This window comes from Nocardioides sp. YIM 152315, from assembly GCF_029210375.1.
In the GTDB taxonomy this organism is placed as follows: Bacteria; Actinomycetota; Actinomycetes; order Propionibacteriales; family Nocardioidaceae; genus Nocardioides.
This window is the reverse complement of the sequence record NZ_JARGER010000048.1, coordinates 46,664-62,854: the sequence shown is the minus strand read 5'-3', so window position 1 is coordinate 62,854 and position 16,191 is coordinate 46,664. Positions and strand designations below refer to the sequence as shown.

The following is a 16,191-nucleotide window of genomic DNA, read 5'->3' as shown; positions in this document are numbered from 1 at the left end:
TCAGCCGCCGGCGGCGGGCTCCTTCCCCTCGGGGGAGGGGCCCGCCGTCGTCTTCGGGGGCGCGTCGGGGGTCGGCTGCTCGCGGTGCCAGATGACGCGCTGGGGGAGCGCGATCTCGATGCCCTCGTGGTCGAAGCGCGCCTTGATGCGCTGACGCAGCGTGCGGGCGACTCCCCACTGCTCCATCGGGGCCGTCTTCAGCAGCACGCGCAGCGTGATGCCGTCGGGGGTGAACATCTCGACACCGGTCACCTCGGGCTCCTCGATGACGAGGCCGCGGAAGTCCTCGTCCTCCCACAGGTCGTGGGCGAGCTCGCGCAGGACGCCCTCGACGCGGGGGATGTCCTCGTGGTAGCCGACGTTGACGTCGACCACGGCACGCGACCAGTTCTGGCTCATGTTGCCGACGCGCAGGATCTCGCCGTTCGGGACGTACCACACCGTGCCGTTGAGGTCGCGCAGCCGGGTGACCCGGAGGCTGACGGCCTCCACGGTGCCGCTGGCCTCGCCGACGTCGACCACGTCGCCCACGCCGTACTGGTCCTCGAAGATCATGAAGATGCCGGACAGGAAGTCCTTCACGAGCGACTGGGCGCCGAAGCCGAGCGCCAGGCCGATGATGCCGGCGGAGGCGATGATCGGGGCGATGTTCACGCCGAGCTCGCTGAGCGCCATCGTGCCGAAGATCGCGATCAGCAGGCCGGTGATGACGCTCTTGAGCAGGTCGCCCATCGTCTTGGCGCGCTGGACCCGGCGGGTCTGCGTGGCCAGGTCGCGTGCCTCGGCGTTGCGGGCCGCCTTGCCGCGCAGGCCGAACCGGCTCATCTTGTCCGGCAGCATGCCGTCCTCGGCGCGCGCCACGAGCCGGTCCACCACCCGGTGCAGGACCCAGCGGACGGCCACGAACAGGATCAGCAGCCACAGCAGCGCGAGCGGCTTGCCGATCACGACGTCGGAGATGTTCGCGAGCGTCTGGTTGCCGGTCCAGTCCTCCACGACGTCACACAGCTGTTGGCCGCTCTCGCAGGGATCGCTCATCTGGAAGCCGAACATGGGCCCCATGTCTACCGCACCGGACAAGACTGCGGCAGTGCCGGACGGTGCCGCTCACGGCGCTCCCCGCGGCCGGTGTGACCGGTCTGACCCGATACGATCCTCGCGTGACCACGAAGCTCGCCCGCCGCGTCCGTCGTACCTCCGTCGTGCTCCTCGCCGGGGCGCTCGTCCTCGCCGCCGGTGGGCCGGCCGGCGCCGACGTGCCGGAGAACTGGGCTCCCGAGACCGAGGTCGACCCCACCGAGGCGCTGCTGCTCCTCGTGGGTGTCCCGCTGCTGATCTTCCTCGTGATCACTGCGCTCGTCGTGATCCCCGGCATCGTCAAGGGGGAGCGCTTCACCCCGGGTGGCCACGCCACCCAGGACCAGTGGTTCGGTGGACCGCGCTCCGGCACCGCCCAGCTGCCCGCCCCGGACAGCGAGGAGTCGAAGGCGGGTGGCGCAAGTGGGCGTTGGTGAGTTCAACGAGGCCGAGCGGTTCCAGATCGACGAGGCGATCCGCAGGGCCGAGCTGGTCTCGCGCTTCGAGTTCAGCGTCTTCGTCGGTCGCGCGACCGCCGACTCCCGCGCGTTCGCCACGCAGCTGCACAACTCCCTGGTCGCTCCGGCGCGCAGCATCCTGATCCTGCTCGATCCGGCCTCCCGCGTCCTCGAGATCGTCACCGGCGGCGTCGTACGCCGCTCGCTGACCGATCACGAGGTCGAGCTCACCGCACTGCAGATGCGGTCGTCGTTCGCCGAGGGCGACCTGGTCGGCGGCCTGCGCCGCGGCATCCAGATGCTGGCCGACCACGCGCGCACGCCCGAGACGCTGCACGGCGACACGGTCTGAGGCCGGGAGTGCCAGAATCCCCGGTGCACCGGGGATTCCTGCACGCCCCGCCGACTCAGCCCCGGGCGTCAGCAGCCTGGGCGGCGAGCGCGCGGGCCACGTCGGCGCGACCCTCGCGGACGTAGCGCTTCGCGGCCGGGTTGGCCGGCGACGACTCGAGCCACGCGTCGACGCGATCGAGGAGGTGCTGGCTGGCCAGCTGGCGCGGGAAGATGAACTCCAGCGCGGTCGAAGCCCGCTGGGTGCCCTTCTCCTCCCACATCGTCTCGGCCGCGGTCAGGTACTTCTCGACGTACGGCGCGAGCACGTCGTCCTGGCCGACCCGCTGGAAGGCGAGCACCACGCTGCGCTGGGTCTCGTTGGCGACGTCGTCGCGCACCATCGCGACGTCCCACGCCTCGGCCTTGGCCTCCGAGGTCGGGCGGGAGGCGCGGGCGGCGGCGGCGTGCTCCTGGCCGGAGATGGTGTTGTCGGCGGCCGCCTCGGACTCGATGCGGTCGCCCTCGCGGCCGTTGACCGCGAGGGCGGTGATCAGCGACCAGCGGAGGTCCTGGTCGACCGCGAGGCCCTCGACCTCCAGGCCGCCGTCGAGCAGCGCCTCCAGGTCGGCGATCGCCTCGTCGCTGTGCGCGACGGCCGCGTAGGTGCGGGCGAAGGTGAGCTGCTGGTCGCTGCCGGGCTCGGCCGCCAGCAGCAGCTCACGCAGGCCGGTCTCGAATCGTGCGCGCAGCGCGGCGCGGTTGGCGGGTGCCGAGAACTGGTTGACCGCCTGCAGGGCGTACGTCGGGATGCGGCTCACGCCCCACGCATCGGTCTCCTGGCCGATGTTGGCGAGCACCAGCGCGACGTAGTCGGTGGCCGACATCTCCGCGTCGCGGGTCATGTCCCACGTCGAGCCCCAGACCAGTGCCCGGGCCAGCGAGTCGTCGAGCTTCGACAGCCCGCCGACCACGGTCGCAAGCGACCGCTCGTCGAGACGGATCTTGGCGTAGGTCAGGTCGCCCTCGTTGAGGAGCAGCAGGTCGGGCTGCTGCTGGCCGGCCAGCTCGGCCACCTCGGTGCGCGCGCCCTCGACGTCGATCTCGAACGACGTGCGACGGACCAGCCGGCCGCCCACCTCGTCGTACAGGCCGATGCCGATGCGGTGCCGGCGCAGCGTCGGCCACTCGGGGTGCGCGGCCTGGGTGACCGCGAACGAGGTGTAGCGACCGTCGGCGTCGAGCTCGAAGGACGGCGCGAGGGTGTTGACTCCGGCGGTCTGCAGCCACTCGGCGGCCCAGCCGGTGAGCTCGCGGCCGGAGGACTTCTCGAGCGCGGCGAGCAGGTCGCTGAACTCGGAGTTGGAGTACTCGAAGTCCTTGAAGTACTGGCGCAGGCCCGCGAGGAACGGCTCCAGTCCGACCCAGGCGACCAGCTGCTTGAGCACCGACGCGCCCTTGGCGTAGGTGATCATGTCGAAGTTGACCTCGACCGCGCGCAGGTCGTAGTTGTCCGCGGCGATCGGGTGGGTGCTCGGCATCTGGTCCTGGCGGTAGCCGGTCTGCTTGCGGGCGTTGGTGAAGCCGGTCCACGCGTCGGTGAACTCGGTGGCCTCGGCCTCACAGAAGTAGCAGGCCCACTCGGCGAACGACTCGTTGAGCCAGAGGTCGTCCCACCACTTCATGGTGACCAGGTCACCGAACCACATGTGCGCCATCTCGTGGGTGATGACGGAGGCGCGGAACTCGTAGAACGAGCGCGGCTGGCGGCTGCGGGGGAGGTACTCGTCGCGCAGCGTCACGCAGCCGGCGTTCTCCATCGCGCCCATGTTGTACTCCGGCACGTAGAGCTGGTCGTACTTGCCGAACGGGTACGGGTAGTCGAACTGCTCCTCGAAGAACGCGAAGCTCTGCTCGGTCAGCTTCACGAGCTCGTCGACGTCGAGGTGCTCGACGAGGGACTGGCGGCAGTAGTGCCCGAGCGGGATCTCGCCGTGCTTGCCGTGGTAGACGTGCTGGACCTCGTGGTACTCACCCGCGACGATCGCGGTGATGTAGGTCGACATCGGCTTGGTGGGCGCGAACCGCCAGACGGCCTTGCTCTCCCCGACGGCCTCCGGCTTCGGCGTCGGCGAGTTGGAGACGACCTTCCAGTGCTCGGGGGCGGTCACGGTGAACGCGAACGGCGCCTTGAGGTCGGGCTGCTCGAAGGTCGTGTAGACGCGCCGGGCGTCCGGCACCTCGAACTGCGAGTAGAGGTAGACCCGGTCGTCGGCGGGGTCGACGAAGCGGTGCAGCCCCTCGCCCGTGCGGGAGTAGGTGCAGTCCGCCCGCACCACGAGCTCGTTGTCGGCCTGCAGGCCGGACAGCGCGATCCGGCTGTCGGCGTACGCCGTGGCCGGGTCGAGCGGCACCCCGTTCAGCGTGATCTCGTGGACGGTGGCCTCGACGAGGTCCGCGAAGGTCTCCGCGCCGGGCTCGGCGCAGGTGAACCGGATCGTGGTGGTCGAGCCGAAGGTCTTGTCGTCCGTCGTGAGATCCAGGTCGATGGAGTACGACGTGACGTCCAGGAGTGCGGCGCGGGTGGCGGCCTCGTCCCGGGTCAGGTTGGTTCCAGGCATGTGCGTCATCCTTGCACTGTGCTTCCCCCGACCGGAAAAGGCCGCGAGGTCGCCCTGGTCTTCCTGAGACTCGGCACGATCGCCTTCGGCGGGCCGGTGGCACACGTCGCGATGATGCGCGAGGAGGTCGTGCGGCGTCGCGGCTGGGTGTCCGACGAGCGATTCGTCGACCTGATGAGCGCGACCAACCTGATCCCCGGTCCGAACTCCACGGAGCTCGCGATCCACCTCGGCTGGGACCGCGCGCGGTGGCGCGGCCTGCTCGCCGCCGGCGTGTGCTTCATCCTGCCCGCGGCGGTCGTTGTCACCGCACTCGCATGGCTGTACGTCGAGCACGGCGAGACGCCCGGCGCCGAGTGGGTGCTGCACGGCGTGGTGCCGGCGGTGCTGGCGATCGTCGCCTGGGCGCTCGTCGGTCTGCTGCCGGTCGCGGTGAGGAACCGGTGGCTGGGGCTGCTCGCCGCCGGCGCGTTGACGGCGTACCTCCTCGGCGTGAACGAGCTCGCCGTGCTCGTCGCCGGCGCGGGCGTCGCAGCCGCCGCCCACGTGTTCGCGCGTCGGCGGCCAGGTGCGGGGGCACTGCTGACCCCGTTGGCCGTGTTGTTCCCGGACCCGACCGCCGCCCAGCTCGCCCAGCTCTTCCTGACGTTCCTCAAGATCGGCTCGGTTCTGTACGGCAGCGGCTACGTGCTGCTCGCCTTCCTCGAGGGCGACCTCGTCGGCCGGCTCGGCTGGGTGACCCAGCAGCAGCTCGTCGACGCGGTCTCGATCGGTCAGGTCACGCCGGGGCCGGTGTTCACGACCGCAACGTTTCTGGGCTACCTCGTCGCCGGCCTGCCGGGCGCGTTCCTGGCCACCGTGGGGATCTTCCTGCCGTCGTTCGTCTTCGTCGGGCTGCTCACCAGGATCACGAGCCGGCTGCGGTCCTCGGCGTGGACCGCAGCGGTGCTCGACGGCCTCAACGCCGCGTCGCTTGCGCTGATGGCCGGCGTCTCGTGGCAGCTCGCCCGCGCTTCTGTCACCGACGTCTGGGGGGTCGCGATCTTCGCGGTGACGCTGGTGCTGCTGTGGCGCACGCGCCTCAACAGCGCGTGGTACGTCGCCGGGGGCGCCGTCGTGGGAATAGGTCTCGGCCTGTCCGGATTTCAATGGACATGACCAAGACCAACGCTGACTTCTGGTTCGACCCGGCCTGCCCGTTCGCGTGGATCACGTCCCGCTGGATCCTCGAGGTCGAGGAGGTCCGCGACATCTCGGTGACGTGGCACATCATGAGCCTCGCCTACCTCAACCAGGACAAGGACATCCCCGACGACTACCGCGCCTTCCTGGCGACGGCCTGGCAGCCGGTCCGGGTGCTGATGGCCGCGGAGCAGAAGTACGGCAAGGAGGTCCTGCTGCCGCTCTACACCGCGATGGGCACCCGGATCCACGTCGAGCAGCAGGAGAAGGACCGCGCAATGATCGAGGCGGCCCTCGTGGACGCCGGCCTCGACGTCTCCCTCGCCGACGCGATGGACGACTCGTCCTACGACGACGCGATCGCGGCCTCCCACCGGCGCGGCATGGACCAAGTCGGCAACGAGGTCGGCACCCCGACGATCGCGTTCGAGGGTCGTGCCTTCTTCGGGCCGGTGATCAGCAAGTCACCCCGTGGCGAGGACGCCGGCCGGATGTGGGACTCCTTCGTCACCCTGTCGAAGTTCGAGCACTTCTACGAGCTCAAGCGCAGCCGCACCGAGGACCTCGACTTCAGCTAGAGGCCGCGCCCGCGGCCGCCGCGGTCGACGCCGTCATCGCGGCGACGGCGGCCGTGGAGGCGTTGATCGCGTCGCGGACCGCCTTGGCCGCCCACTCGCCCTCGGCGATCGACTTGGCCCGCTTGCGCACCTCCCGGGCCGGGAGCCGGTCGCGGTCGACCACCTTGTGGGCCTTGTCGATGGCGTGCAGGAGCGCGACGAGGGCGCCGGTGCGCTCGTCGGGCGTCAGCCCCTGCACGAGCGCGGCGCTCAGCGAGCTGCGTAGCTGCTGCTCGTGGGTGGAGTCGGCCGCGGGCCAACGGGTGCGCGGGAAGAGCCCGAGCACCCGGCCCTCCTCCCGCTCGAGCAGCCCGCGGTCGACGAGCCGCTCGGCGAGCCGGTCCTTGAGGCCCTTGCCGAGGCGGTCGACGAGGTCCTGCGCGGTGCGGGGCCGCTCCGCCACCGCGTCGTACGCCGTCCCCAACACGTCGTCGTCGGGCCGCGCACCAGGCACCGCCTGCACCTTGGCCGACCGCCAGACGCTGGTCTTCTCCTCGACGTGCACGGCGTCCGTGAGGGCGAGCTCGACCAGGAGCGCCCCGCCGAGTGCCGGCTGCGGGTGGGCCGTCGTCAGCGTGCCCTTGTCGTCGTCGAGGACCAGCAGCAGCAGGTCTTCTGCGATCAACATGGCCATGGAACGACGCTACGATAGGGTCCATGGCCGACGCCGACTGGGGCGACGAGGTGCGAGTGCTCGCAAAGGCGCTCGACCAGGCCGGCGACGTGCTCGACCAGGTGCACCCGAACCTGCTCGCCCGTCCCACTCCGTGCGGCGACTGGGACGTGGCCGCCCTTGCCGACCACCTGATCGCGGCACCGGGGAAGTTCCTGACGATGATGCGGGGCGGCGAACCCGACTGGTCCGCGCCCGCCGCACACGTCGGCGAGGGATGGGGCCCGGCGTTCCGGGCGTCCGGCGACGACCTCATCCACGCCTGGCACGAGGGTGTCGGCGATGCGCCGGTCAGCGCGGACTGGCAGACCGCGGAGGTCGCCGTCCACACGTGGGACCTCGCGACCGCGATCGGTGCGCGGGTGGACCGGCTCGACCAGGAGGTGGCCGACCGGGGGCTCGCGTTCATGCGCGCCAACCTCACCGCCGACAACCGCGGCCCGGCGTTCGGCGCGGAGCAGACGGCTTCCGACGACGCGGGGTCCTACCAGCGGCTCGCGGCGTACGCCGGCCGCACCGTCCGCTGAGCACAGCCGGACGCGGCCGATATCGGTTGGCGGTCGATCCCTAGGATTGGGTCATGACCCGAGTCCTGTCCGCAGTCGCCTGGCCGTACGCCAACGGCCCGCGCCACATCGGCCACGTGGCCGGTTTCGGCGTGCCCTCCGACGTCTTCAGTCGGTACATGCGGATGGCGGGCCACGAGGTGCTCATGGTCTCCGGCTCCGACGAGCACGGGACGCCGATCCTGATCGCCGCCGACGAGGCCGGGCTGACCCCGCAGGAGCTGGCCGACCGCAACCACCGGATCATCGCCGAGGACCTGACGTCGCTCGGCCTGACCTACGACCTCTACACGCGGACGTCGGCGCGCAACCACCACCAGGTCGTGCAGGAGATGTTCCTCGGCGTCTACGAGAACGGCTACTTCGTCGAGCAGACGACGTTTGGCGCGATCTCGCCGTCCACGGGCCGCACGCTGCCCGACCGCTACATCGAGGGCACCTGCCCGATCTGCGGGTACGACGGCGCGCGCGGCGACCAGTGCGACAACTGCGGCAACCAGCTCGACCCGCACGACCTCATCGATCCGCGGTCGAAGATCAACGGCGAGACGCCGGAGTTCATCGAGACCCAGCACTTCTTCCTCGACCTGCCGGCGCTCGCCGAGGCGCTCTCCGAGTGGCTGGACGGCCGCGAGGCCTCGGGCACCTGGCGTCCGAACGTCATCCGCTTCAGCCAGAACATCCTCAAGGAGATCCGGCCCCGCGCGATGACCCGCGACATCGACTGGGGCATCGCGGTGCCGCTCGAGGGCTGGCGCGAGAACCCGACGAAGAAGCTCTACGTCTGGTTCGACGCGGTCATCGGCTACCTGTCCGCCTCGATCGAGTGGGCCCGTCGGCTGGGCGACGACCAGCGCTGGCGCGAGTGGTGGAACGACCCCGACGCGCTGTCCTACTACTTCATGGGCAAGGACAACATCACCTTCCACAGCCAGATCTGGCCGGCCGAGCTGCTGGCCTACTCCGGGAAGGGAAGCAAGGGCGGCAGCCCGCGGCAGTACGGCGAGCTCAACCTGCCGACCGAGGTGGTCTCCAGCGAGTTCCTGACGATGGAGGGTCGGAAGTTCTCCTCCTCCAAGCGCGTGGTGATCTACGTGCGCGACCTGCTCAGCCGCTACCAGCCCGACGCGTTCCGCTACTTCGTGGCGGCCGCCGGCCCGGAGAACCAGGACTCCGACTTCACCTGGTCGGAGTTCGTGCGGCGCACCAACGACGAGCTCGTCGCCGGCTGGGGAAACCTCGTCAACCGCACGGCGACGCTGATCGCCAAGAACTTCGGCGAGCTCCCGAAGGCCGGCGAGCTGACGCCGGAGGACCAGGCGGTGCTCGACGCGTCGAAGGCGGCCTTCGGCGTGGTCGGCGACCTGATCGGCCGGCACCGGCAGAAGCAGGCGATCGGCGAGGCCATGCGCGCCGTGGCCGAAGTCAACAAGTACGTGTCGGACACCGCGCCGTGGAAGGTCAAGAACGACCCGGAGCGCCTTGGCACGATCCTGCACGTCGTGGCGCAGTGCGTCGCCGACCTCAACCTGGTGCTGAGCCCGTTCCTCCCGTTCGCGGCCAACGAGGTCGACCGAGCCCTCGGCGGTGCCGGCGACGTCGCCCCGATGCCGCGCATCGAGGACGTCGAGGACCTCGACGGCGGCGCGCCGTACCCGATCATCACCGGCGAGTACTCCGGCTTCCCGGCCTGGGAGCGGCGGCCGATCGTGCCGGGCACCCCGGTCGAGAAGCCGACGCCGATCTTCCGCAAGCTCGATCCGTCGGTGGTCGACGAGGAGCTGGCCCGCCTGGGTGGGTGACCCGGACGGCTTCGGGCCGGGCTGCGGCCGCGCTGCGGTTCATCAAGGTATGCAGCCGCAGTCGCGCCTCCCTCGGTGAACGCGGCCGGGGAAGCGTGACTTGACCGTCATCCCTTGACGAACCTGCGGCGGGCGCCGGCGGAGGGTTCAGCCGCTCAGGCGTCGCGGACGCGACCGCGCAGCGACTTCGTCTCGCCGCGCTGCTTCTTGGCCTCGAGCCGGCGCTCCTTCGAGCCGCGGGTCGGCCGGGTCGGGCGCCGCTTCGGGGGCGGCGGGGCGAGGGCGGAGCGGACCCGCTCGGCCAGCCGCTCGCGAGCCGCGGCACGGTTGCGGTGCTGGGAGCGGTGCTCGGTCGCGACCACCCGCAGGACGGGGGACGGCAGCCGCGACAGCAACCGGGAGCGTTGGGCGTCGGTGAGGTTGGTCGACGAGCCGGCGTCCCACTCCAGCTCGACCCGGCTGTCGGTGGTGTTGACCGACTGGCCACCGGGGCCGGGGGAGCGGCTGAAGCGCTCGACCAGCTCGCCCGCCGGGATCAGCAAGCCCTCGGGGACTCCCGGCCCCGGCAGCACCCGGACGTCCATCAATCCACGGTCTCGCTCGCGGTCCGCATCTGGTCCGGCAGCCGGGCGATGGCGGGGATCTGGGCGAGCGCGTTGACGACGACGGAGAACGCGAGGAGCGCGGCCGCCCAGCCGGGGTGGCCGGCGTCCCAGAGGGCGAGCGAGGCGAGGCCGAAGACCGCGACCTTCACGAGGGGGCGGCGCAGGGGTCCGCCGTACTGCGCCTTCGGGGAGGCGAAGAGGAACCAGGCGGCGCAGGCGACGACGGGCAGCAGCCAGACCAGCAGCCAGCGCGCGTCCTGCTGCCAGCCCCACACCCCGAACGCCGCCATCGCCAGCACCTCGTCGACGAAGACCAGCAGCAGCACGAGCCAGCCGAAGGCGACCGTCATCGGCGCCGCCACTCGATCGCCGGGCAGGTGTCCATGACCATCGGGACCCCGGCCTCGACCGTGCGCGCGAACGCGTCCTCGTCGACGACTCCGAGCTGGAGCCATACGCCGCGCGCGCCGACCTTCACCGCCTGGTCGGCGAACTCGCCGGCCGCCTCCGAGCGCCGGAAGACGTCGACGACGTCGACCGGGAACGGCACGTCCGCGAGCATCGGGTAGCCCTGCTCGCCCAGCACGGTCGCGGCCGACGGGTGGATCGGGACGATGCGCTTGCCGCGCTGCTGGAGGAGGGACGCGATCGAGTACGCCGTGCGCGACGGGTCGCCCGAGAGGCCCACGACAGCCCAGGTCGTGCAGTCGTCGAGCATGAACCTGACCCACTCCGGGTCGTGCCAGTTCGCCATGCGTCGAGCCTAGGCCGCGCGGGTGCGCGCGAAGTTCCGGACATGCGCCGGAGGAAATACCGGGGGTCGCGTGCCGTCGGCTCCGATCAGGGGTTACTGTGACGCCCGTCTCTGCTACCACCCGGTAGCGAACCAGGTTGCTCGGGAGGGAGCACTCTTCATGAACCTTCGTCGTCTCACGGCCCGCACCGCCGTTGCGGGCATCGCCACCACTCTCGCGGCCGGCGCGCTCGTCGCCGGCGGTGCCGGCACCGCCAGCGCCGCGACGGTCACCAACACCTACAACTGCACCGTCGCCGCCCTCGGCGCGTCGTTCGACACCGTGCTCACCGCGACCGGTGGCGCCCCGGCGGAGGCCCCGGCGGGCTGGACGGTCCCGGCCGGCACCCTCAAGCTCCAGGCGACGGCCGTCGTCTCCGACCCGGCCATCCAGCAGGCACTGAAGGACTTCGCCGTCAGCAACGCCCGCTCCGACGACTTCGCGCTCGAGCTCGGCAAGGGCGACGCCCCGATCCCGCTGTCCGGCGCCGTGACCAGCGACGGCACCACGACGACCTGGTCGGCGACCGGCGCCAACAAGAAGTTCGTGACCCCGGCCGCGGGCAAGGTGAACGCGCTGCTGCCGGCCGAGTTCACCTTCACCGCCGAGACCGCCTCGCTCGGCGACGTCCCGATCCCGTGCGAGCTGAAGGCCGGCCAGAGCGCCCAGTCGCTGGGTGAGGTCGCGCTGGCCAAGCAGAAGACGAAGACGAAGGCCAAGTCCACCTCGGTCAAGGCCGGCAAGGTCGCCAAGCTCACCGTCAAGGTCAAGGGCAACGCCGGTCCGGCGACGAGCGGCAAGGTCGTCGTCAAGGAGGGCAAGAAGGTCCTCGGCAAGGCCAAGGTCAAGAACGGCAAGGCGAAGGTCAAGCTCGGCAAGCTCGGCAAGGGCAAGCACAAGGTCACCGTCTCGTTCGCGGGCGGCGGCAGCTTCAAGTCCAGCAAGGACAAGGCGGTCGTCAAGGTCAAGTGACCCTGGCTCCACCCTTCGAACGCCCGGCCGGGTCGCCCCGGCCGGGCGTTCGCGCGTCCGGGCGGCGTACGACTGTCAGCCGAGCAGCGCGCGGCGTACCTCGCCCAGCACGGTTTCGACGTCGCGGCTGCCGCTGGTCACGACCACGGTGACCGGGGCGCCGGAGGGTTCGTCGGGCAGCCGCGACAGCGCCCGGTCGAGCGCGGACGCGAGGGCCGGCTCCGGGTCGTCGATCTCGCCGCGCAGCCACCCGCGGAGCACGTGGTTGTGCGCCGTGATCACCGCCGACGCCATCAGCTCGGCGCGCAGGGCCGCGTCCGGCTCGTCGCCGAGCCAGGCGCGCAGGTGTCCGCTGAACAGTCGGAAGTAGCGGTGCACGCTGGCGAGCTCGCGGTGCCGCAGCGGGGCGACGGTCCGGGTGAGGCGGTAGCGCTGGCGAGCGGTCTCGCCCTCGGCGAGGTAGTGCGCGAGGACGATCGCGCTGGCCTCCGCCAACGCGGTGCGCGCGGTGGCCGCGGTCCCGGTGGCGAGCCGCGCACCGACCTTGGCCAGGAGCCCGTCGTGGTCGGGGAAGACCACGTCCTCCTTCGTGGGGAAGTAGCGGAAGAACGTCGTGCGCCCCGTGCCCGCCCGCGCCACGACGTCCTCGACGCTCGTGCTCTCGAAGCCCTGCTCGGTGAAGAGCGTCATCGCGCTGTCGACGAGCCGGCGACGGGTGGTGACGACCGAGGCGACCATGGCGGGACCTTACGTTGGCGGGATCGAGTCCTGCAGATATGGTACTCAGTACCGTTCCGTCCAGACGAAGGCCCGCACATGAGCTCCGACCTCCCGATGTTCGCCCGCTCCGAGGAGCACCAGGCCGTGCGTGCGGCGGTGCGCGACCTCTGCGACGCCAAGGTCGCGCCGTACGCCGGCGACGTCGACGAGCACGCGCGCTACCCCCAGGAGGCGGCCGACGCCCTGCAGGCGGCCGACTTCCACGCCCCCCACGTGCCGGAGCAGTACGGCGGCGCCGGGGCCGACGCGCTCGCGACCGTGATCGTGATCGAGGAGGTCGCGCGGGCGTGCGCGAGCAGCAGCCTGATCCCGGCGGTCAACAAGCTCGGCTCGCTGCCGGTGCAGCTCGCCGGCTCCGAGGAGCTCAAGGCCCGCTATCTCGGTCGGCTCGCCGCCGGCGAGGGCGGCTTCTCCTACTGCCTCTCCGAGCCCGACGCCGGCTCCGACGCCCTCGGCATGAAGACCCGCGCGGTTCGCGACGGCGACCACTACGTGCTCGACGGCGTGAAGCGCTGGATCACCAACGCGGGCGTCTCGGAGTTCTACACGGTCATGGCGGTCACCGATCCCGAGCTGACGGGGAGGGAGCGGAGCCGCGGCATCTCGGCGTTCGTCGTCGAGAAGTCCGACGAGGGCGTCTCCTTCGGTGCCCCGGAGAAGAAGCTCGGCATCAAGGGCAGCCCCACCCGCGAGGTCTACCTCGACGCGGTCCGGATCCCCGCCGACCGCATGATCGGCGCGGAGGGCACCGGCTTCGAGACCGCGATGAGGACGCTCGACCACACCCGGGTGACGATCGCCGCGCAGGCGGTCGGCATCGCCCAGGGCGCGCTCGACTACGCGCTCGGCTACGCCCGGGAGCGCCGACAGTTCGGCAAGCCGATCAGCGACTTCCAGGGCCTGCAGTTCCTGCTCGCCGACATGGGCATGAAGGTCGAGGCGGCCCGCCAGATGACCTACGCCGCGGCTGGCAAGTCCGAGCGCGCCGACAAGGACCTGACCTTCTTCGGTGCCGCCGCGAAGTGCTTCGCCGCCGACGTCGCCATGGAGGTCACCACCAACGCCGTGCAGGTGCTCGGTGGCTACGGCTTCACGCGCGACTACCCGGTCGAGCGGATGATGCGCGACGCCAAGATCACCCAGATCTACGAGGGCACCAACCAGGTCCAGCGGATCGTGATGGCGCGGCAGCTGCTCGCAGGAGCCCAGAGCCAGCTGTGACGGCGCTGCGGCGCGGGCGATAGCGTCGCGGCATGCACCAGACCATCGAGATCGAGGCACCGGACGGCGCCGCAGAGGCCTACCTCGCCGGCGAGGCCGGCAGGCCGGGCGTGCTCCTCTACATGGACGCGATCGGACTGCGGCCGCGCATCGAGGAGATGGCCGACCGCATCGCCTCGTGGGGGTACGTCGTCCTCGCACCGAACGTCTTCTACCGCGACGGCCGGGCGGCGGACCTCGCTCCGAAGGCCGACCTCCGCGAGGCGGGGGAGCGCGAGGCGTTCTTCGCCGGCGGCGTCGGCGAGCGGGTCGCCGCACACGGCCGGGACCGCACCCTGGCGGACGCTCCGGCCTGGCTCGCCAGGCTGGGCCAGCACGCGGGCGACGGGCCGGTCGGCGTCACCGGCTACTGCATGGGCGCCCGGATGGCCGTGTGGACCGCTGGCGAGTTCCCGGGGACCGTCGCGGCGGTCGGTGGGTTCCACGGCGGTGGCCTGGTGACCGACGCCGACGACAGCCCGCACCGCTCGATCGCCACGTCCACGGCGGAGTACGCCTTCGGGCACGCCGACCAGGACCGCGGGATGCCCCTCGACGCCGTCGCCGCCCTCGACGAGGCGCTCACGGCCGCCGGACGCCCGCACCTCAACGAGGTCTACGAGGGTGCGGCGCACGGCTACACGATGGCCGACACCTCGGTGTACGACGAGGCCGGCACCGAGCGGCACTTCAACGTGCTCCGTGGCCTCCTCGACCGGACGCTCTGACCTTCCTAGATTGAGGGGCGTGAGCCCCGACGAGGTCGCCCGCGGCAGCGCCGACGCCATGTGGTCCAACGACCACGCCAGCCGGGCGCTCGGGATGTGCCTGGAGGCGGTAGGCCCGGGCCGCGCGACGCTGCGGATGACGGTGCGCGACGACATGGTCAACGGGCACGGCATCGGGCACGGCGGGCTGACGTTCGCGCTCGCCGATTCGGCCTTCGCGTTCGCCTGCAACTCCTACAACCGCCGCACGGTCGCGGCCGGCGCCGAGATCCGCTTCCGGGCACCGACCCGCGCGGGCGACGAGCTGGTCGCCACGGCGGTCGAGCGCGAGCGCGAGGGTCGCGACGGCACCTACGACGTGACGGTGACCGTGGGGGACGCGGTGGTGGCGACGTTCGTGGGGCACTCCCGCGAGATCGGAGGGTCGTTCTGGTGAGTGGTCAGATCCCCACCCTGGGCCGGGCCGAGCTGGAGGCCCTGCAGCTCGAACGCCTGCGGACGACGCTGCGCGCGGCGTACGACGGGGTGCCGCACTACCGCCGGTCGTTCGACGCCGCCGGCGTGCACCCCGACGACCTCGGGTCGCTGGCCGACCTCGCGCGCTTCCCGTTCACGACGAAGGCCGACCTCCGGGAGGGCTACCCCTTCGGCATGTTCGCGGTGCCGCGCGAGCGGGTCGCGCGCCTGCACGCCAGCAGCGGCACGACGGACCAGCCGACCGTCGTCGGCTACACGCAGGCAGACGTCGACACGTGGGCGGAGCTGATGGCGCGCTCGATCCGCGCGGCCGGTGGCCGGCCCGGCGACGTGGTGCACGTCGCCTACGGCTACGGCCTGTTCACCGGCGGGCTCGGCGCCCACTACGGCGCCGAGCGGCTCGGCTGCACGGTGGTGCCGGTCAGCGGCGGGATGACCGAGCGGCAGGTGCGGCTGATCGTCGACCTCGGCCCTCGCGTGATCATGGTGACCCCGTCGTACTTCCTCGCGATCCTCGACGAGATGGACCGGCAAGGCGTCGACCCGCGCTCGACGGCCCTCGAGGTCGGCATCTTCGGCGCCGAGCCGTGGACCGACGAGATGCGCCGAGTGGTCGAGGCGCGCTCGGGCATCCGTGCCGTCGACATCTACGGGCTGTCGGAGGTGATGGGGCCGGGCGTCTCGCAGGAGTCAGGGGAGACCCAGGACGGTCTGCACGTGTGGGAGGACCACTTCCTGCCGGAGGTCGTCGATCCGGTGACGCTGGAGCTGGTGCCCGACGGCGAGCGCGGCGAGCTGGTGTTCACGTCGCTGACCAAGCAGGCGATGCCGGTGGTCCGCTACCGCACGCGCGACCTGACCCGGCTGCTGCCGGGCACGGCGTACCCCGCCTTCCGGCGCATGGAGAAGGTCACCGGCCGCACCGACGACATGATGATCGTGCGCGGGGTCAACGTCTTCCCCAGCCAGGTCGAGGAGCAGATCCTGGCGGTCGAGGGGCTGGCTCCCCACTACCTCTGCGTCCTCTCCCGGCCCGCCAGCCTCGACGAGCTCACGGTGCGGGTCGAGGCCGTCGACGAGGCGCACGACGCGGGGCTCGGCTCCCGCCTCGAGGAGCGCATCAAGCAGCGCATCGGCGTGACCGCGCGGGTCGAGGTGGTCGCGCCGTACGCCCTGGAGCGCTCGCTCGGCAAGGCGAAGCGGATCAGCGACCAGCGACCACGTTGAATCGGGACTTTCTCACGTTGAA

The 16,191-nt window shown here is 71.3% G+C and carries 18 protein-coding genes; 11 read left to right on the top strand and 7 right to left on the bottom strand.

Annotation, left to right across the window (positions count from 1 at the left end):
- Complete coding sequence (locus PZ894_RS22650) at positions 1 to 1,053, bottom strand: mechanosensitive ion channel family protein (RefSeq protein WP_275748274.1); 1,053 nt, start codon at positions 1,051 to 1,053, stop codon at positions 1 to 3.
- A 107-nt stretch (positions 1,054 to 1,160) separates the two neighbouring features.
- Between PZ894_RS22650 and PZ894_RS22645 the strand changes: the two genes are divergently transcribed.
- Together PZ894_RS22645 and PZ894_RS22640 are read left to right on the top strand one after the other, a co-directional pair.
- Entirely contained in the window at positions 1,161 to 1,514 is a 354-nt protein-coding gene (locus PZ894_RS22645; protein WP_275748272.1) for a hypothetical protein, read from the top strand.
- Positions 1,501 to 1,887 carry a DUF5130 family protein gene (locus PZ894_RS22640; protein WP_275748270.1) on the top strand — a complete coding sequence of 129 codons (387 nt, stop codon included), beginning with the start codon at positions 1,501 to 1,503 and terminating at the stop codon, positions 1,885 to 1,887. The genes PZ894_RS22645 and PZ894_RS22640 overlap by 14 nt, the downstream gene beginning before the upstream one ends.
- 55 nt (positions 1,888 to 1,942) lie before the next feature.
- On the opposite strand, the gene pepN is transcribed toward PZ894_RS22640, so the two are convergent.
- On the bottom strand, positions 1,943 to 4,486 hold the full coding sequence (gene pepN, locus PZ894_RS22635) for an aminopeptidase N (protein WP_275748268.1): 2,544 nt from the start codon (positions 4,484 to 4,486) through the stop codon (positions 1,943 to 1,945).
- Positions 4,487 to 4,504: 18 nt separating this feature from the next.
- Between pepN and chrA the strand changes: the two genes are divergently transcribed.
- A complete protein-coding gene (chrA, locus tag PZ894_RS22630; RefSeq protein WP_275748267.1) occupies positions 4,505 to 5,644 on the top strand; it encodes a chromate efflux transporter in 1,140 nt (379 codons plus the stop codon).
- The gene (locus PZ894_RS22625; RefSeq protein WP_275748266.1) at positions 5,641 to 6,246 is read left to right on the top strand and encodes a DsbA family protein; all 606 of its coding nucleotides are present in this window, start codon (positions 5,641 to 5,643) and stop codon (positions 6,244 to 6,246) included. Before chrA ends, PZ894_RS22625 begins: the two co-directional genes overlap by 4 nt.
- Here PZ894_RS22625 and PZ894_RS22620 read toward each other — a convergent pair.
- Positions 6,239 to 6,919, bottom strand: coding sequence for a GPP34 family phosphoprotein (locus PZ894_RS22620; RefSeq protein ID WP_275748265.1), 681 nt, complete (start codon positions 6,917 to 6,919; stop codon positions 6,239 to 6,241). The two genes, PZ894_RS22625 and PZ894_RS22620, sit on opposite strands and share 8 nt — an antisense overlap.
- Positions 6,920 to 6,942: 23 nt before the next feature.
- Here PZ894_RS22620 and PZ894_RS22615 point away from each other — a divergent pair, with 23 nt between their 5' ends.
- Both PZ894_RS22615 and metG read left to right on the top strand, forming a co-directional pair.
- Positions 6,943 to 7,485 carry a TIGR03086 family metal-binding protein gene (locus PZ894_RS22615; protein ID WP_275748264.1) on the top strand — a complete coding sequence of 181 codons (543 nt, stop codon included), beginning with the start codon at positions 6,943 to 6,945 and terminating at the stop codon, positions 7,483 to 7,485.
- Positions 7,486 to 7,538: 53 nt separating this feature from the next.
- Entirely contained in the window at positions 7,539 to 9,326 is a 1,788-nt protein-coding gene (metG, locus tag PZ894_RS22610; protein ID WP_275748263.1) for a methionine--tRNA ligase, read from the top strand.
- A gap of 155 nt (positions 9,327 to 9,481) precedes the next feature.
- On the opposite strand, the gene arfB is transcribed toward metG, so the two are convergent.
- The 3 genes from arfB to PZ894_RS22595 are packed head-to-tail and all read right to left on the bottom strand — an operon-like array spanning position 9,482 to position 10,685.
- Entirely contained in the window at positions 9,482 to 9,910 is a 429-nt protein-coding gene (arfB, locus tag PZ894_RS22605) for an alternative ribosome rescue aminoacyl-tRNA hydrolase ArfB (RefSeq protein WP_275748262.1), read from the bottom strand.
- Positions 9,910 to 10,281: a YrdB family protein gene (locus tag PZ894_RS22600; RefSeq protein ID WP_275748261.1), complete on the bottom strand. Its 372-nt coding sequence runs from the start codon at positions 10,279 to 10,281 to the stop codon at positions 9,910 to 9,912. Before PZ894_RS22600 ends, arfB begins: the two co-directional genes overlap by 1 nt.
- Entirely contained in the window at positions 10,278 to 10,685 is a 408-nt protein-coding gene (locus PZ894_RS22595; RefSeq protein ID WP_275748259.1) for a CoA-binding protein, read from the bottom strand. Before PZ894_RS22595 ends, PZ894_RS22600 begins: the two co-directional genes overlap by 4 nt.
- 160 nt (positions 10,686 to 10,845) lie before the next feature.
- On the opposite strand from PZ894_RS22595, the gene PZ894_RS22590 reads away from it, so the two are divergent.
- Complete coding sequence (locus tag PZ894_RS22590; protein WP_275748257.1) at positions 10,846 to 11,697, top strand: Ig-like domain repeat protein; 852 nt, start codon at positions 10,846 to 10,848, stop codon at positions 11,695 to 11,697.
- Positions 11,698 to 11,772: 75 nt separating this feature from the next.
- Here PZ894_RS22590 and PZ894_RS22585 read toward each other — a convergent pair whose 3' ends face one another.
- A complete protein-coding gene (locus PZ894_RS22585; RefSeq protein WP_275748255.1) occupies positions 11,773 to 12,435 on the bottom strand; it encodes a TetR family transcriptional regulator in 663 nt (220 codons plus the stop codon).
- Positions 12,436 to 12,513: 78 nt separating this feature from the next.
- Here PZ894_RS22585 and PZ894_RS22580 point away from each other — a divergent pair, with 78 nt between their 5' ends.
- The 4 genes from PZ894_RS22580 to paaK are packed head-to-tail and all read left to right on the top strand — an operon-like array spanning position 12,514 to position 16,169.
- On the top strand, positions 12,514 to 13,698 hold the full coding sequence (locus PZ894_RS22580; RefSeq protein WP_275748253.1) for an acyl-CoA dehydrogenase family protein: 1,185 nt from the start codon (positions 12,514 to 12,516) through the stop codon (positions 13,696 to 13,698).
- Positions 13,699 to 13,730: 32 nt separating this feature from the next.
- Positions 13,731 to 14,465 carry a dienelactone hydrolase family protein gene (locus PZ894_RS22575; protein ID WP_275748251.1) on the top strand — a complete coding sequence of 245 codons (735 nt, stop codon included), beginning with the start codon at positions 13,731 to 13,733 and terminating at the stop codon, positions 14,463 to 14,465.
- A 19-nt stretch (positions 14,466 to 14,484) separates the two neighbouring features.
- Positions 14,485 to 14,901, top strand: a complete 417-nt coding sequence (paaI, locus tag PZ894_RS22570) for a hydroxyphenylacetyl-CoA thioesterase PaaI (protein WP_275748250.1) — start codon at positions 14,485 to 14,487, stop codon at positions 14,899 to 14,901.
- Positions 14,898 to 16,169, top strand: coding sequence for a phenylacetate--CoA ligase PaaK (paaK, locus tag PZ894_RS22565; RefSeq protein WP_275748249.1), 1,272 nt, complete (start codon positions 14,898 to 14,900; stop codon positions 16,167 to 16,169). The genes paaI and paaK overlap by 4 nt, the downstream gene beginning before the upstream one ends.
- Positions 16,170 to 16,191: the final 22 nt, after the last annotated feature.

Bases quoted from the DNA above. Each gene is read 5' to 3' on its own strand.
- PZ894_RS22650 (WP_275748274.1), bottom strand. From the start codon at position 1,053: ATGTTCGGCTTCCAGATGAGCGATCCCTGCGAGAGCGGCCAACAGCTG.
- pepN (WP_275748268.1), bottom strand. From the start codon at position 4,486: ATGCCTGGAACCAACCTGACCCGGGACGAGGCCGCCACCCGCGCCGCA.
- PZ894_RS22625 (WP_275748266.1), top strand. From the start codon at position 5,641: ATGACCAAGACCAACGCTGACTTCTGGTTCGACCCGGCCTGCCCGTTC.
- PZ894_RS22620 (WP_275748265.1), bottom strand. From the start codon at position 6,919: ATGGCCATGTTGATCGCAGAAGACCTGCTGCTGCTGGTCCTCGACGAC.
- PZ894_RS22615 (WP_275748264.1), top strand. From the start codon at position 6,943: ATGGCCGACGCCGACTGGGGCGACGAGGTGCGAGTGCTCGCAAAGGCG.
- metG (WP_275748263.1), top strand. From the start codon at position 7,539: ATGACCCGAGTCCTGTCCGCAGTCGCCTGGCCGTACGCCAACGGCCCG.
- arfB (WP_275748262.1), bottom strand. From the start codon at position 9,910: ATGGACGTCCGGGTGCTGCCGGGGCCGGGAGTCCCCGAGGGCTTGCTG.
- PZ894_RS22600 (WP_275748261.1), bottom strand. From the start codon at position 10,281: ATGACGGTCGCCTTCGGCTGGCTCGTGCTGCTGCTGGTCTTCGTCGAC.
- PZ894_RS22595 (WP_275748259.1), bottom strand. From the start codon at position 10,685: ATGGCGAACTGGCACGACCCGGAGTGGGTCAGGTTCATGCTCGACGAC.
- PZ894_RS22590 (WP_275748257.1), top strand. From the start codon at position 10,846: ATGAACCTTCGTCGTCTCACGGCCCGCACCGCCGTTGCGGGCATCGCC.
- PZ894_RS22585 (WP_275748255.1), bottom strand. From the start codon at position 12,435: ATGGTCGCCTCGGTCGTCACCACCCGTCGCCGGCTCGTCGACAGCGCG.
- PZ894_RS22580 (WP_275748253.1), top strand. From the start codon at position 12,514: ATGAGCTCCGACCTCCCGATGTTCGCCCGCTCCGAGGAGCACCAGGCC.
- PZ894_RS22575 (WP_275748251.1), top strand. From the start codon at position 13,731: ATGCACCAGACCATCGAGATCGAGGCACCGGACGGCGCCGCAGAGGCC.